The organism is Marinobacter algicola DG893, assembly GCF_000170835.1.
Classification (GTDB): Bacteria; Pseudomonadota; Gammaproteobacteria; order Pseudomonadales; family Oleiphilaceae; genus Marinobacter; species Marinobacter algicola.
The window spans coordinates 63,555-76,789 of the sequence record NZ_ABCP01000009.1 but is presented as its reverse complement, the minus strand read 5'-3'; the positions used below and the strand labels follow the sequence as shown (position 1 = coordinate 76,789).

Annotated in this window: 15 protein-coding genes; 4 read left to right on the top strand and 11 right to left on the bottom strand. The window is 58.4% G+C overall.

Annotated features, from left to right (window positions below):
• Nucleotides 1-1,548, bottom strand: a complete 1,548-nt coding sequence (gene gpmM / locus MDG893_RS08725) for a 2,3-bisphosphoglycerate-independent phosphoglycerate mutase (RefSeq protein WP_007153394.1) — start codon at nt 1,546-1,548, stop codon at nt 1-3.
• Nucleotides 1,549-1,709: 161 nt separating this feature from the next.
• Between gpmM and MDG893_RS08720 the strand changes: the two genes are divergently transcribed.
• Both MDG893_RS08720 and secB read left to right on the top strand, forming a co-directional pair.
• Nucleotides 1,710-2,126: a rhodanese-like domain-containing protein gene (locus MDG893_RS08720; RefSeq protein ID WP_007153393.1), complete on the top strand. Its 417-nt coding sequence runs from the start codon at nt 1,710-1,712 to the stop codon at nt 2,124-2,126.
• 142 nt (nt 2,127-2,268) lie between these two features.
• Nucleotides 2,269-2,769, top strand: coding sequence for a protein-export chaperone SecB (gene secB / locus MDG893_RS08715; protein ID WP_007153391.1), 501 nt, complete (start codon nt 2,269-2,271; stop codon nt 2,767-2,769).
• 59 nt (nt 2,770-2,828) lie between these two features.
• On the opposite strand, the gene MDG893_RS08710 is transcribed toward secB, so the two are convergent.
• The 6 genes from MDG893_RS08710 to MDG893_RS08685 form a co-directional block, all read right to left on the bottom strand.
• Complete coding sequence (locus tag MDG893_RS08710) at nt 2,829-3,575, bottom strand: substrate-binding periplasmic protein (RefSeq protein WP_157132796.1); 747 nt, start codon at nt 3,573-3,575, stop codon at nt 2,829-2,831.
• On the bottom strand, nt 3,553-4,017 hold the full coding sequence (trmL, locus tag MDG893_RS08705) for a tRNA (uridine(34)/cytosine(34)/5-carboxymethylaminomethyluridine(34)-2'-O)-methyltransferase TrmL (protein ID WP_007153389.1): 465 nt from the start codon (nt 4,015-4,017) through the stop codon (nt 3,553-3,555). Before trmL ends, MDG893_RS08710 begins: the two co-directional genes overlap by 23 nt.
• Nucleotides 4,018-4,024: 7 nt before the next feature.
• Complete coding sequence (locus MDG893_RS08700; protein ID WP_007153388.1) at nt 4,025-5,203, bottom strand: acetyl-CoA C-acetyltransferase; 1,179 nt, start codon at nt 5,201-5,203, stop codon at nt 4,025-4,027.
• Nucleotides 5,204-5,293: 90 nt separating this feature from the next.
• Nucleotides 5,294-6,040, bottom strand: coding sequence for a pteridine reductase (locus MDG893_RS08695; protein WP_007153387.1), 747 nt, complete (start codon nt 6,038-6,040; stop codon nt 5,294-5,296).
• 7 nt (nt 6,041-6,047) lie between these two features.
• Nucleotides 6,048-7,157, bottom strand: coding sequence for a tRNA nucleotidyltransferase/poly(A) polymerase-related protein (locus MDG893_RS08690; protein ID WP_007153386.1), 1,110 nt, complete (start codon nt 7,155-7,157; stop codon nt 6,048-6,050).
• Nucleotides 7,158-7,290: 133 nt separating this feature from the next.
• On the bottom strand, nt 7,291-8,550 hold the full coding sequence (locus tag MDG893_RS08685) for a conjugal transfer protein TraF (RefSeq protein ID WP_040474444.1): 1,260 nt from the start codon (nt 8,548-8,550) through the stop codon (nt 7,291-7,293).
• Between the two features lie 255 nt (nt 8,551-8,805).
• Between MDG893_RS08685 and MDG893_RS08680 the strand changes: the two genes are divergently transcribed.
• Together MDG893_RS08680 and MDG893_RS08675 are read left to right on the top strand one after the other, a co-directional pair.
• Entirely contained in the window at nt 8,806-9,348 is a 543-nt protein-coding gene (locus tag MDG893_RS08680; protein WP_007153383.1) for an LPP20 family lipoprotein, read from the top strand.
• Between the two features lie 14 nt (nt 9,349-9,362).
• Nucleotides 9,363-10,559 (top strand): flagella assembly protein FlgT, encoded by a 1,197-nt coding sequence (locus MDG893_RS08675; RefSeq protein WP_007153382.1) that lies wholly within the window; start codon nt 9,363-9,365, stop codon nt 10,557-10,559.
• 10 nt (nt 10,560-10,569) lie between these two features.
• Here MDG893_RS08675 and MDG893_RS08670 read toward each other — a convergent pair whose 3' ends face one another.
• From MDG893_RS08670 to MDG893_RS08655, 4 genes are read right to left on the bottom strand one after another with little or no spacing between them, the layout of a single operon-like run.
• A complete protein-coding gene (locus MDG893_RS08670) occupies nt 10,570-11,031 on the bottom strand; it encodes a SufE family protein (RefSeq protein WP_007153381.1) in 462 nt (153 codons plus the stop codon).
• Nucleotides 11,031-11,573 (bottom strand): putative Fe-S cluster assembly protein SufT, encoded by a 543-nt coding sequence (sufT, locus tag MDG893_RS08665; protein ID WP_007153380.1) that lies wholly within the window; start codon nt 11,571-11,573, stop codon nt 11,031-11,033. The genes MDG893_RS08670 and sufT overlap by 1 nt, the downstream gene beginning before the upstream one ends.
• Nucleotides 11,574-11,613: 40 nt before the next feature.
• Entirely contained in the window at nt 11,614-11,967 is a 354-nt protein-coding gene (locus MDG893_RS08660; RefSeq protein ID WP_007153379.1) for a HesB/IscA family protein, read from the bottom strand.
• A gap of 13 nt (nt 11,968-11,980) precedes the next feature.
• A complete protein-coding gene (locus MDG893_RS08655) occupies nt 11,981-13,234 on the bottom strand; it encodes an aminotransferase class V-fold PLP-dependent enzyme (protein ID WP_007153378.1) in 1,254 nt (417 codons plus the stop codon).
• Between the last annotated feature and the right edge of the window lies 1 nt (nt 13,235).

The following is a 13,235-nucleotide window of genomic DNA, read 5'->3' as shown; positions in this document are numbered from 1 at the left end:
TCAACCGATCTCCACCAGGCTGTGCCCGGTCATTTCAGCCGGTTGTTCCAGGCTCATCAGGCTCAGCAGGGTGGGCGCCACATCGCTGAGGCTGCCGTCGTCCTTGAGGTTGACCTTGCGTGGGCCTACGTAGACAAGCGGGACGGGGCCGATGGTGTGAGCCGTGTGTACCTGGCCGGAATTGGGATCGGTCATCTGTTCGCAGTTGCCGTGGTCTGCGGTGATCAATGCTTCACCGCCCACTTCCTGCAGGGCGTCGGTAATGCGGGCTACGCACTGATCGATGCATTCTGCCGCCTTGATGGCGGCGTCCAGCTTGCCGGTGTGGCCCACCATGTCGCCATTGGCGTAGTTGCAGATCACCAGGTCGTATTTCCCGCTCTTGATCGCCTCGACCAGCTTGTCAGTGACCTCGGGCGCGCTCATTTCCGGTTGCAGGTCGTAAGTCGCTACTTTGGGGGAAGGGACCAGTATTCGGTCCTCACCTTCAAACGGTGTTTCGAGGCCGCCGTTAAAAAAGAAAGTAACGTGAGCGTATTTCTCGGTTTCGGAGATTCGCAGCTGGGTTTTGCCGAGGTTGGACACATATTCGCCCAGACCATTGGTCAGCTGCTCCGGAGGGTAAGCGCACGAGGTGTCAATGTCGGCTGCGTACTCGGTCAACATGACGAAGTCAGCCAGTTCCGGATGCTTGCGACGCTCAAAACCGTCGAAGTCTCTTTCGACGAAGCAGCGTGTCATCTCGCGGGCGCGGTCGGCACGGAAGTTCATGAATATAACGGTGTCGCCGTCGTTGATGGTGCCTTCGTTTTCGCCGCCGGCGATGATGCGGGTGGCCTTTACAAACTCGTCGTTTTCGCCGCGCTCGTAGGCTTGCTCCAGCGCTGACACGGGATCAGTCGAGGTGAACTCCGCTTCGCCCAGAGTCATAACGTTGTAGGCCTCTTCCACGCGATCCCAGCGATTGTCGCGGTCCATGGCGTAATAGCGGCCAACAATGGAGGCTACCCGGCCAACGCCCAGGTGCTTGAGTTTGGCGGCAGCTTTCTCCAGTGACGCTTTTGCACTGCGGGGGGGCATGTCGCGGCCATCGAGGAAGGCGTGGATATAGACTTCCTTGGCGCCGCGCTTGGCTGCCATTTCAGCAGCCGCGAGTACGTGGTCTTCATGGCTGTGAACGCCGCCGGGGGAAAGCAGGCCCATCAGGTGAACAGCGCGATTGCTGCTGACGGCTTTATCAATGGCGGTGCAAAGTACGGCATTTTCCGTAAAACTACCTTCTTCTACATCTTTGTCGATGCGTGTCAGACTTTGATAAACCACCCGGCCGGCGCCCAGGTTCATGTGTCCAACCTCGGAGTTGCCCATCTGTCCCTGGGGCAGGCCGACAAACATACCCGATGTGTTAATGAGCGTTTTCGGCTGATTTTTCCATAACTTATCCCAACACGGGGTGTTGGCGTTGCTGATGGCGTTGTCTTCAGCCGGGTCACGGTGGCCCCAGCCATCAAGAATGATCAGTGCGGTAGGCTTACGCGTGGCAGTCATCACTTAATCCGATGGTAGTTTGGTAAATTTACTAAAACGAACATTGAGTCTAAACATTTTCGCACCCTCCGGCCAGTGCAGTCACCTTCGGTCGGGTCACCTTCTGTACTCGGGGAAGGGTGTGTATAATCCCGCCACAAACTATTCAGCAAGGTGTTTTCATGGAAAGGGTGTTCGAGTTCGCGGTTAACCATTACATTCTGGTATCTCTGTTTGTCGCTTTCCTGCTGGCCATATTGGTGCTCGAGTCTCGCCGTGGCGGCAAGAAAATTTCTGCGCAGGGAGCCGTGAATCTGATTAACCGCGACGAAGCTGTCGTCGTCGATATCCGTGATCGCAAGGATTTTAACGAGGGCCGGATAACCGGTTCAATCAATATTCCCCTTAATAGTATCAAAAGTCGTGCGTCGGAACTGAAGAAGTTCAAAGACAAGCAGATTATTGTAGCCGACAAGATGGGGCAGCATTCCGCCATGGCGGTCAAGCAGTTGAATGCAGAAGGCTACGCCAATGTGGTTCGCCTCAATGGTGGCGTTGCGGACTGGAAAGGCAGCAATCTGCCGTTGGTGAAGAAGTAACAGCCCTGCCAGGCCTTGAACTGAACCGTAAACTGTCGCACTGTTTCACATCAGCCGGCGGAGCCAGGCATTACACTGTTCCGGCAGCACTGACATAAAAACGGGCCCTGGTTGCCCCTTATCGAAAATGAAAGGATTGAACATGGCTGAAAATGAGCAGGCCGCAGCAGGCAACGAAAACCAGAATCAACCCCAGTTTGCGCTCCAACGTATCTATGTGAAGGATCTGTCGTTCGAGTCGCCGAATTCCCCGACGGTTTTTCAGGACCAGTGGAAACCCCAGGTCAATCTGGATCTGAACACCTCCCACAACAAGATCAGCGATAACCAGTACGAAGTGGTTCTGTCTCTGACTGTGACCGCGAAAGTCGATGAGAAAGTGGCCTACATCGTCGAGATTCAACAGGCTGGCGTGTTCCTGGTAAAAGGTATTGAAGGCCCGCAGCTTGGCCAGATGCTGGGTGCCTATTGCCCCAACATCCTGTTCCCCTATGCACGGGAAGCCATTGACGGCGTCGTTGGCCGGGGCAGCTTCCCGGCGCTGATGCTGGCACCGGTTAACTTTGATGCCATCTATGCACAGGCATTGAAGCGCAAGCAGGAAGAGGCGTCAGGGGAAGCGAAGGAAGAACAGACTCACTGATACGTTCTCGTCACAAGCGCCAGAAAAACCCCGCCAACGGTTCAGGTTCGCGGGGTTTTTTATTGGGCGGTTTCCTGCCCGATACCGTCACTGATTATCTGGTCGATCTCGCCGGATGCCTTCATGGACTCCAGCGCCCGGGACAGGCAAGGGATATCGTCTTTTCGGGATTCATGAACCCAGTGATAGAGGGGGGCTTGCAGCAGTGGCTCGCCAATGGACAGGTTTGGGTTCTTGCGTTTGGCGGCCAGGGCGTCCCACTCCAGGGTCAGTGCCACGTCGATACGGCCTCGTTCGAGCAGATCGATCAATTGAAAGGTGTCGCTGGTGGCTACCTGTGTCGCATCCTCGGGCAGCACCCGCGCGATCATTCGATAGCCATTGAGGAAACCAATCCGTTTTCCCTTCAAAGAGGCCTTTGAATCGCCGGCCTTGCCGTTGAGAGCCACCGAAACCAGGCGCGCCTCCTGGATGGGCGTCGCCAGCGGTAGCAACGGAGCATTGTCATTGACGGCCATCGGGATTCGGGCAAGCTCGCCGTCTGACTGGCCTTTCTCTGCCATAAGCACGGCCCGTGCGGCCGGGACATCCAGATATCTTATGTCCAGCCCGCAGCTGTCATAGAGCTTCCTGATGATCTGTTTGCCAAGGACCACAGACACTTCTGACGTTGTCGAGGGCGTGGTGATAACACGGGTAGCCTGCGTATTATTATTGGGCCAGGCGTTGCAGGTAGTCAGCATGAGCAAAACGGCAATAATGGGCCATCCGCTGTGGCGAGGGTTACTGCGACCCTTCAAATCCAAATTGCCTCCACGCTTCATAAACCACCAGTGCTACCGTGTTGGATAGGTTAAGGCTGCGACTTTCCGGTCGCATGGGCACTCTCAGGCGATGGTGCTCCGGCATCGCCTCTCGGATGTCCTGTGGCAGCCCGCGGGTTTCGGGGCCGAACATCAGATAGTCACCATTCTGGTATTCGACATCATGATAGCCGCGGCTACCTTTGGTGGTCAGCCCGAAAAGCCTTGAAGGTTGCTCACTCTCCAAAAAGGCCTGGTAGTCGGAGTGTACCGTTACCGTTGCGTATTCACTGTAATCCAGGCCTGCCCTGCGCATCTGTTTGTCTTCCAGGGTAAAACCCAGGGGTTCAATCAGATGCAGCTGGCAGCCGGTGTTGGCGCAGAGCCGGATGATATTGCCGGTATTCGGCGGTATCTCCGGCTCGAACAGCACCACGTTCAACATCCTGTGATCAACGCTCCACGGCGAGGGCAACACCCATGCCGCCGCCAATGCACAGGGTGGCAAGCCCCTTCTTTGCATCCCGGCGAGCCATCTCGTGCAGCAGGCTGACCAGGATCCGGCAACCGGAAGCCCCGATTGGATGGCCCAGTGCGATGGCACCACCGTTCACATTGACCTTCGCGGTATCCCATCCCAGATCCCGATTAACGGAAATGGCCTGGGCGGCGAAGGCTTCGTTCGCTTCCACCAGATCCAGATCGTCCACCGACCAACCGGCCAGTTTCAGGCAGCGCTGGCTAGCAGGGATCGGGCCGGTGCCCATAATGGCCGGGTCGACACCGGCATTGGCATGAGCCCTGATAGTGGCCAGAGGCTCAAGCCCAAGTTCCTTGGCCTTGTCGGCGCTGCACACGATGACGGCCGCCGCGCCGTCGTTAAGGGAAGACGCATTGCCGGCGGTGACGGTTCCATCCTTTTTGAACGCGCCACGAAGCTTGCCCAGGCTGTCCGCGGTTACGCCAGCGCGCGGGTTCTCGTCCGTGTTGACGATCAGTGGATCGCCCTTGCGCTGAGGAATAGTGATGGGAACAATCTGGCTTTCGAAGTAGCCAGCGTCGATCGCGGCGGCCGCCTTCTGTTGGGACGCGGCAGCAAACTCATCCTGTTCTTCACGGGTGATGCCGTACTTCTCCACGATGTTTTCTGCGGTGACGCCCATGTGGTAGTCGTTAAAGGCATCCCAAAGGCCATCGGAAATCATGGTGTCCACCATGTTCCAGTTACCCATGCGCTGGCCGTTGCGGCTGTTGGGCAGCACGTGGGGAGCCTGGCTCATGCTCTCCTGACCACCGGCAATCATCAGCTCGGCATCGCCGCAGCGAATGGCCTGGACCGCCATGTGCACCGCCTTCAGTCCCGAGCCACATACCTTGTTGATCGTCATTGCCGGTACAGAGGCGGGGATGCCGGCGTTGATGGACGCCTGGCGTGCCGGATTCTGTCCGCAACCGGCCGTCAGAACCTGGCCAAGGACCACTTCGTTGACCTGATCGGCAGCAACACCGGTTTCTTCAAGCAGGGCTTTGATAACGGCGCTGCCCAGCTTATCGGCACTCAGGCTGGACAGCCCGCCGCCGAAGCTGCCGACGGCGGTACGTTTGGCGGCTACGATAACTACATCACGCATGGAGTCTCTCCGGTTTGCACGCAGATTTTAAAAGCTGGCTTCATTGTATCGGAAAGCGAGAGTGGGCCAAAGCAGGCAACTGCGATGGTTTTACATATTGAGGCTGCGTCCGCCATCCACCGCGAGGATCTGGCCGGTGACAAACGGGGCGTCGCACAGCAGGAAGGCGATGGCGCCAGCAATGTCCTCCGGCTTGCCGGTGCGGGCCAGGGGCGTCTTGGCCAGTATACTTTGCTGGTAACCTTCGTCGATCGCCGCGTCACCCTCTGGCCAAAGGATCGCGCCTGGTGAAACCCCATTTACACGTACCTCCGGTGCCAGGTCCTTCGCCCAGGACAGGGTCAGTGAAGCGAGCCCGGACTTGCTGGCGCAGTATAGTGGATGGTCGGCCAGCGGCCGTTGGCTGTAGATGTCGATAAGATTCACGATGGCGCCCTGTGACAGTTTCAACGCTGGCAGGCAGGCCTGGCCGAGAAAAAAAGGCGCCCGCAGGTTGGTGTTCATGATCGCGTCCCAGTCACCTGGGCTGGCGTCCTGTGTAGGGTTCGGGTAGAACACCGAGGCGTTGTTCACCAGGCCATCAAGTCGACCCCAGGTGGAAACTGCCTTGCGGGCCAGCAGTTCTGTCTGATCCGGGGCGGCAAGATCGGCCTGGATGGCAACCGCCGATTTCGGTCGGATGCTGTTGAGCTCGTCACGAAGGGCGTTTGCGTCCGCCTCCCGCGAACGGTAATGAATGACCAGGTTCCAGCCGCGTTGGTGGAGATGTCTGGCGGTATGGGCGCCAAGCCGATGCGCTGCGCCGGTAATGAGCACTACAGGTGTTGAGGATGCCATCGCGTGTCTACTCTTTGTTGAGGAATGCGAGGATACGCCGTAACCGCTCTTTGCGGATTGCTTCACCCAGTTCTTTTCCACGAAACCCTTGTTCCATCAGGGTTTTCGCCTGTACCCCGGTGGCGGCGTGTTGCGCGGATTTCAGCAAATCCACCCTGTGCCGCTCTGGCTCCGGCAGCGCGCATTTCAGAGCAACCAATAGGCCGGAAAATCGGTCTGCCCGACGCCACACGTCTGCTCCATCCAGCATGTCCAGCAACAGGTCGGCGTCGTGAGACGTTATAGTGTGAATCTTTGGTATCACGTCGGTGATGAGGCGGGTGAGATCCTGGCAGTCGTTGGGGGCTTTCAGTGCCCTGGCTCGATTCCGGGCTTCGGCTGGCGCCAGGGGGGAAAGCAGCGCGGCGAAGCGGACACTCGTATCATCGCTGCTTTCGTGGGCACGGCGCAAGGCGCCGATGGCGCCTGAAAACGCCTCGAGTGGCTCAAGCTCCGGTATAAGGACGGCCAGTGCGCCGCATTCACGCAGAACTTCGAAAAAGGTGCCGGGTTCCTGCTCATGCAACGCTCGCTGGATTTCCTGCCATACCCGCTCCGGCACCAGGTCGCCGACCTCGCCCTGGTCCACCATCTGCCGCATCAGCGCCATGGTGGGTTCGGCAATGGTGAATCCCTGGGGCTGCAGGCGGGCAGCAAAGCGTGCGGTGCGCAGTATGCGCAGCGGGTCCTCGGCGAAGGCCTCGGAAACGTGGCGTAGTTTGTGATCCTGCAGGTCCTGGCGGCCGTGGAAGGGGTCGACAATTTCACCTGCGGTGGACTTTGCCATGGCGTTGATGGTCAGGTCACGGCGCTTCAGATCGTCCTCAAGGGGCACGTCCGGGGCGCTGTACACGGTAAATCCGTGGTAGCCTCGCCCCTGCTTTCGTTCCGTTCGTGCTAATGCGTACTCCTCCCGGGTGTCTGGGTGAAGGAATACCGGAAAATCCGCGCCTACCTGCTTGAAGCCCTTTCGCAACATGTCTTCCGGCGTTGCACCGGTGACCACCCAGTCCCGGTCTTTGACCGGCAGACCAAGAAGTTCATCACGGACGGCTCCGCCCACCAGATAGGTTTTCATGGATTGGGTTCTGCTCCTTGAGGGATGTTGCTCTGGGGATTATCCCGGCAAGGCTGGCCACAGGCAAACCGGTTGGCCACAAAAAAAGCCCGGTATCAAACCGGGCTTGGTGGACTGCTTCTATACAACAGGCTTAGAACGCAGCGCCGAACTCAATCGCCGCGCCCAGATCGGCATCGCTGATCAGGCCGCCGATATCGAGGCGGGCACCGAAGGGCGACAGGCCGATACCGGCCGTAAACTGGGTGTCTTCCTCGATGCCATCGTTGTCGTCATTGCTGGCCAGGTTCTGGCGCACGCCGAAGCGAAGTTGCGCGTAGCGGAAAGCGTCGAATTCCGCGCCGAGGGCAACCCACTGGGTGTCATCCTCATAGCCGAAGGCTTTCTTTTCCGTCAGGTCCACTTCTGCGGTCAGCACGTGGAAGTCGCCTTTATGGGCGATGCCCGCAGTTACCATCGGGTCAAGTTCCAGAGTGCGCTTTTCCTCGTCGGGGCGGCTGGCTGCAGAGTCCAGCTCCATCGGGATCAGGTTCTTGACCGCAATGCCGGCATTCCACTGGTTGCGGGATCCGAAAGCGTAGGCGGCGCCCACGTCCAGGTTGAACCCGCTCTTGTCGGTCTGGTATTCGTCGCTGTCGAACTCGTCGTCCTCAAACCCGGAGACGGTTTCGGTGTATTGGAAGGTGCGCAGTTGAACGTATTTTGGCGATACGCCGAGTTGCAGCCGTGAGCTGTCCTGAAGCTCTATGGAAGTGGCAATGGAAAGGCCTACTTCGGCGACGGCAGAGGCCAGGATGCGGCCGCGGGACTCCAGGTCACGGTCGAGATCGGCGGCAATCAGGTCGACGATGCTTGCCGTTTCCAGGTCGGCCAGAAACTGCTCGTCGTCCTCGTCGAACTCCCCGCGGACGGTGGCGCGGACGTTGCCGTTGGTGAAAAAGCCGACGGCAAAAGACTCGGTGGGCACGGCCAGGGCGAGTCCCAGGCCGCCGTCAATCCGGACGGTGTCGCGGTCAAAGTCATTGAGCTGGCGTCTCAGGTCACCGGCGGCTTGGCGGGCATCTTGCGGGTTGGACGTCTTATCCAGTTCCTGGAAGCGATCAATCGTGTCCTGAATATCGTCGATCTGATCAACGGTTTCCTCTTCGTCCGCAAAGCGGGCGTTGACGGAGGGCAGCATCAGACCAAAATCGTTGGACCATTCATGGTGGTCTGCAGCCATCATCGCCGGATTGGTGGCGCCCGCCGCAGCCGGATGGGCGACGGCAACACCGGTGCCGCCCATGGCGAAGGAGCGTGACGACATGAACGCCTGCGGGCTCGCGATGGCGGAGGTGGTGGCGATGGAAAGGCCGATGGCTAGCGATAGCTTGGTCAGACGATATGGGGTCATGGTGTGTCCTGATGAAGCGATGATACTGCTAATTTAAAAATGACATTCAGTTCAGGTTAATTCAGTTGCCACCGTGACTCACCGGTGATGCGGTAACGGTTTGTTTTTTTACTGTAAATAGCGGTAGTTTTTTGCCGCCTGGTTTCTGTGTGGCGGGCCCGGTGGGAGATGAAATTATGGAATTCAGTCGGTTACAAAGGTTGGCGTGAATTTTTCATAAGGGCAGTGAACAGATGTTTTTTGCGGAGAACCAACATGACCCTGCGGCGGATACTGATACCTGCGCTGGTGGTAACAATGATCGGCTGCGCCCCCGTGGGCCAGCACCGGAACGCCAGTGCTGACCGGCAGCAGACCGAACTGGACCCGATTACGGTGAGGGTTAGCGGCTTCGGAACCTATGAGCAAGTGTCGAAAGATCGCCTGAACACGCGTAAGCGCCTGCTTGCCCGGCGTGCGTCCCAGTTGGATGCCTATCGCAACCTGGCGGAACGGGTTTATGGCACCGTGATCTACGGCAGCTCAACGGTTAACGATTTCGTATTGCAGAACGATATGTTCCGCACCTACGTTGATAGCTACATCCGTGGCGCCAAAATGGTTGCCGTGAATGAACACAGTGACGGCGTGGTGGAAACCGTTATGGAACTCAAGCTGGAGCCCAGGTTCCGTGCCTGTGTTTCCCGCGTAACCGATCGGGAAGTGCAGGACCTGTGCCCAATTCCGATGCCCAGAGGCAACGACAGCGCCGGAGATTTCCAGAGTCGGGGCGTTGATTCCCTCTACTACCTCGAATAAGAGAACGATTTCCCATGAAACTGGCTATTTCCGTGGTCACAGCGCTGTTGGTGTTTGCGTGTGGCGGTGCCCAGGCAGTGGTGCTGGAGGGCGTCGGCCACGCCACCATTTACAACGATGACGTCGACAGCGCACGGCAGGAGGCTAAGAAGGCGGCGTTAAGGGATGTTTCCCTGCAGTACGAAGCCAGGATCAGTAGCCGCGACACCATGGAAAACGGTGTGGTGACGGAATCCCGCCTACAGGTTGCCTCGTCAGCGCGGGCAAAGTCCGTTGAAGTGGTGGACGAGTACCGGCGGGGCAATCTGTTACGTGTCACGGTTCGCGCCGACATGTCGGCCGGCGGCCAGTGCCAGGCCGGCGATGCCGCAGAGTTGAGAAAGCGCGTGGCCGTGACCGGTTTCCCCATGGTGTATCCGGATCAGGCCCGGATAGGGCGCATAGGGGATGCCGGCGAAGTCTTGCCGCAATTGTTGCAGGCAGATCTACAGAGTGGTGGCCAACTCCAGGTTTTTGGTGCGACCACCCAGCGCCTGTTTGATGACCTGCTTAATGCCCCAACGCACCAGAAATTCAACAATCGATTGAGCAACGTGATCCAGGTGGCTCGCGAGCTTGGGGTGCAGTTTGTGGTTACCGGTGTCATCCGTGATGTTGGCGTGTCTGACCCGGACGCCTGGGGAAGTTCTGTTATCGACCGCCTGCAACGGGGCATTGGTGCGGCGAACCAGAACCGGCGGTTTGTGGTGGACATGATGGTTTATGACGGCTTCAGCGGCGCACCTGTCTATCAGGAGCGGTTTTCGGCGGAGGCACGTTGGAATGCTGGGCCGGGGTCTTCTGATGGGTTCGGGTCGGCGGGTTTCCGGGAAACCGAGTACGGACAGGCTGTTGCGGGATTGATGAACAACATGGTGTCCGCGGTCAATGATGCGCTTGCTTGTCAGCCATTCATCACGCGGGTGACGAGAGTCGACGGTAACAAGGTCACGCTCGATTCCGGAGCCACGGCAGGCTTGCGCCCGGGGGATGAGCTGAAACTCTATCGCAGTGCCAGTTTCTTCGATTCACCCGGGGCGACCCCGGAACTGGTGGACAGCCGCGCCACCATGACAGTGAACAACGTTCACCCGGATTTCAGTAACGGCAGCATTCCTGTCTTTGGCGGGCTGATTAATATACAGCGGGATGACGTGGCTATCGTCTGGTAGGGCTGCTCAATCACGCTGCGGCGGTTTCCGCAGCCACATCCCGGATTTTGCCAACCATGGCTCTCAGGCCGTTGCCCCGTGTGGGCGAGATGTGGCGGAACAGATCCAGTTGTTCGAACAGCTCGTCGATGTCCGTGGCCAGCAGGTCCCTGGGAGACTTGCCATTCAGGGCCACCAGGATAATGGCGGCAAGGCCGCGAACGATGATGGCGTCAGAGTCAATCAGCAGGTACAGCTTGCCACTTTGCTCATCGTAATGATGGATCAGCCACACCTGGCTCTGACAGCCGTGAACGTAATTCTCTTCCCTGCGCTCGTCGTCCGGAAATGCCGGTAGCTGCTTGCCAAGGTCGATAATGAACGCGTAACGCTCTTCCCAGTCGTCCAGGAATTCAAAGCCATCGAGGACGTCTTCGAGGGTGGTGTCTTTCCCGAGCGGATTGTTCAAAAACTCCTGTTCAGCGGCAGTCATTACAGCATCCCCAATTCAAGCTTGGCTTCGTCGGTGAGCATGTCATTGTTCCAGGGTGGATCGAAGGTCAGTTCGACGGTCACCTTGTCCACATTGGGTACATGCTCAAGCTTGGTCTTGACGTCTTCAGTGATCACCGGGCCCATGCCGCAGCCGGCGGCCGTGAGTGTCATCTTGACGTACACATGGTTGCCGTCTTCCGTGCCATTCTGTATTTCACACTCGTAGATCAGGCCCAGCTCCACCACGTTGACCGGAATTTCCGGGTCGTAGCAGTTGCGCATCGCTTCCCACACCTGGTTTTCGTTCACCGTACCGTCTTCAGGGGTGTCGAAGCTGCTTTCAAGGGGTTTCTTGCCCAGGGCATCGGCATTGTGGCCTTCAATACGAGCGAGGTTGCCGTTCACGGCCACGGTGAAGCTACCACCCAGTGACTGTGTGATGGTGACGAAGGTGTCCGACGGAATCATGATTTCGGTTCCGGCGGGCACCAGGCGCGCCTCTACTTCGCGTTTGGTCAGGACCACTTCCCGTTCTTGCATGCCTTAATGGGCCTCGTATTCGCTATCTGGTTTGTCGGGTTCAGGCGACTGTAAAGCTCTCGCCACAACCGCACTCTGCCGTCGCATTCGGATTCCGGAACTGGAACAGGGAGTTCACCCCTTCGGTCACGAAATCAATTTCAATGCCGTTCACCAGAGGCAGGTGCTCTTCCTTTACAAAGACGTCCACACCGTCGATGTGAAACACCTTGTCGTCCGCTGCGGCTTCTTCCACCCACTGGGTTTCATACTTGAAGCCGGAACAGCCGCTTTTCTTGATCGCCAGGCGGATACCTTTCGCCTCAGGCTTCTTGTCCAGTTGTTTGCGTACGTGTTTCACCGCTGTCGGGGTCATGGTGACCGCCACGGTTGGTGTGAAGACTTCGGCTGTCATATTTCCACCTCCATCAGGCAAACAGACGCTGGATTTTCTGCAGGGCAGTGAATAATTGTTCCACTTCCTCCAGCGTATTGTAAAACGCAAAGGACGCCCGGGCTGTACCGGGAACCCCGTAAAAGTCCATCAGCGGCATGGCGCAGTGGTGGCCAGTGCGAATCGCGATGCCCTGCTGATCCAGCAGCGTTCCTATATCACTGGGGTGCAGGCCGGCGATTTTAAAGGACATGACCGGCACCTTTTGGCTGGCCGTACCGATGATTTCCATGCCCGGGACCGACTCGACCAGTTCGTTGGCGCGGGTGAGAAGCGCGTTTTCCGACGCTTCCATGCCATTGCGATCCAGGTTGCCCAGATAATCAATGGCCGCGCCCAGGCCGATGGCCTCGGCAACCGGCGGTGTGCCGGCCTCGAACTTGTAAGGCAGCACGTTCCAGGTGGTGCGCTCGAACGACACCCGCTCAATCATTTCACCGCCACCCTGGAACGGGGGCATTTCTTCCAGCAACTGGGCCTTGCCGTACAGCACGCCAACGCCCGTCGGGCCGAACAGCTTGTGGGACGAGAACACGTAGAAATCACAGCCCAGAGCCTGTACGTCCGGCTGGAAGTGCGGCACCGCCTGTGCGCCATCGATAACGGTGATCACGCCGTGAGCCTTGGCCTGCTCAATCAGCGGTGCAATCGGGTTCACCGTGCCCAGGACGTTGGACACGTGCGTCAGTGCCAGTACCCGGGTGCGGTCGCCCAGCAAACTATTGAACGAGTCCGGATCCAATTCACCCTGTGGAGTGATCTGGATGGGAACCACCTTCGCGCCCGTGCGCTCGGCCACCATCTGCCAGGGCACGATGTTGGCGTGATGTTCCATATGGCTGACGAGAATTTCGTCACCAGGCTTGAGGCGGCCGGCCAGGCCATTGGCCACCACGTTGATGGCCTCGGTGGTGCCACGGGTCCAGATAATCTCGCGGGTGCTGTCAGCGTTCAGGAACGCGCGAACCTTCTCCCGGGCGCCCTCGAAGGCGCTGGTGGCGCGGTCGCCAAGCGTATGGGCTCCCCGATGGACGTTGGAATGCATTTCCCGGTAATAGCGATCCATGGCGTCCAGCACGGCGATGGGCTTTTGTGACGAAGCGCCGTTGTCCAGATACACGAGGGGCTTGCCGTTGATCTGCTGATCAAGAATCGGAAAGTCCCGGCGGATGGCCTCGACGTCGAACGCCGCAGTGCCCGACTTTTTGGCCATGGAAAGGTCTGTCATA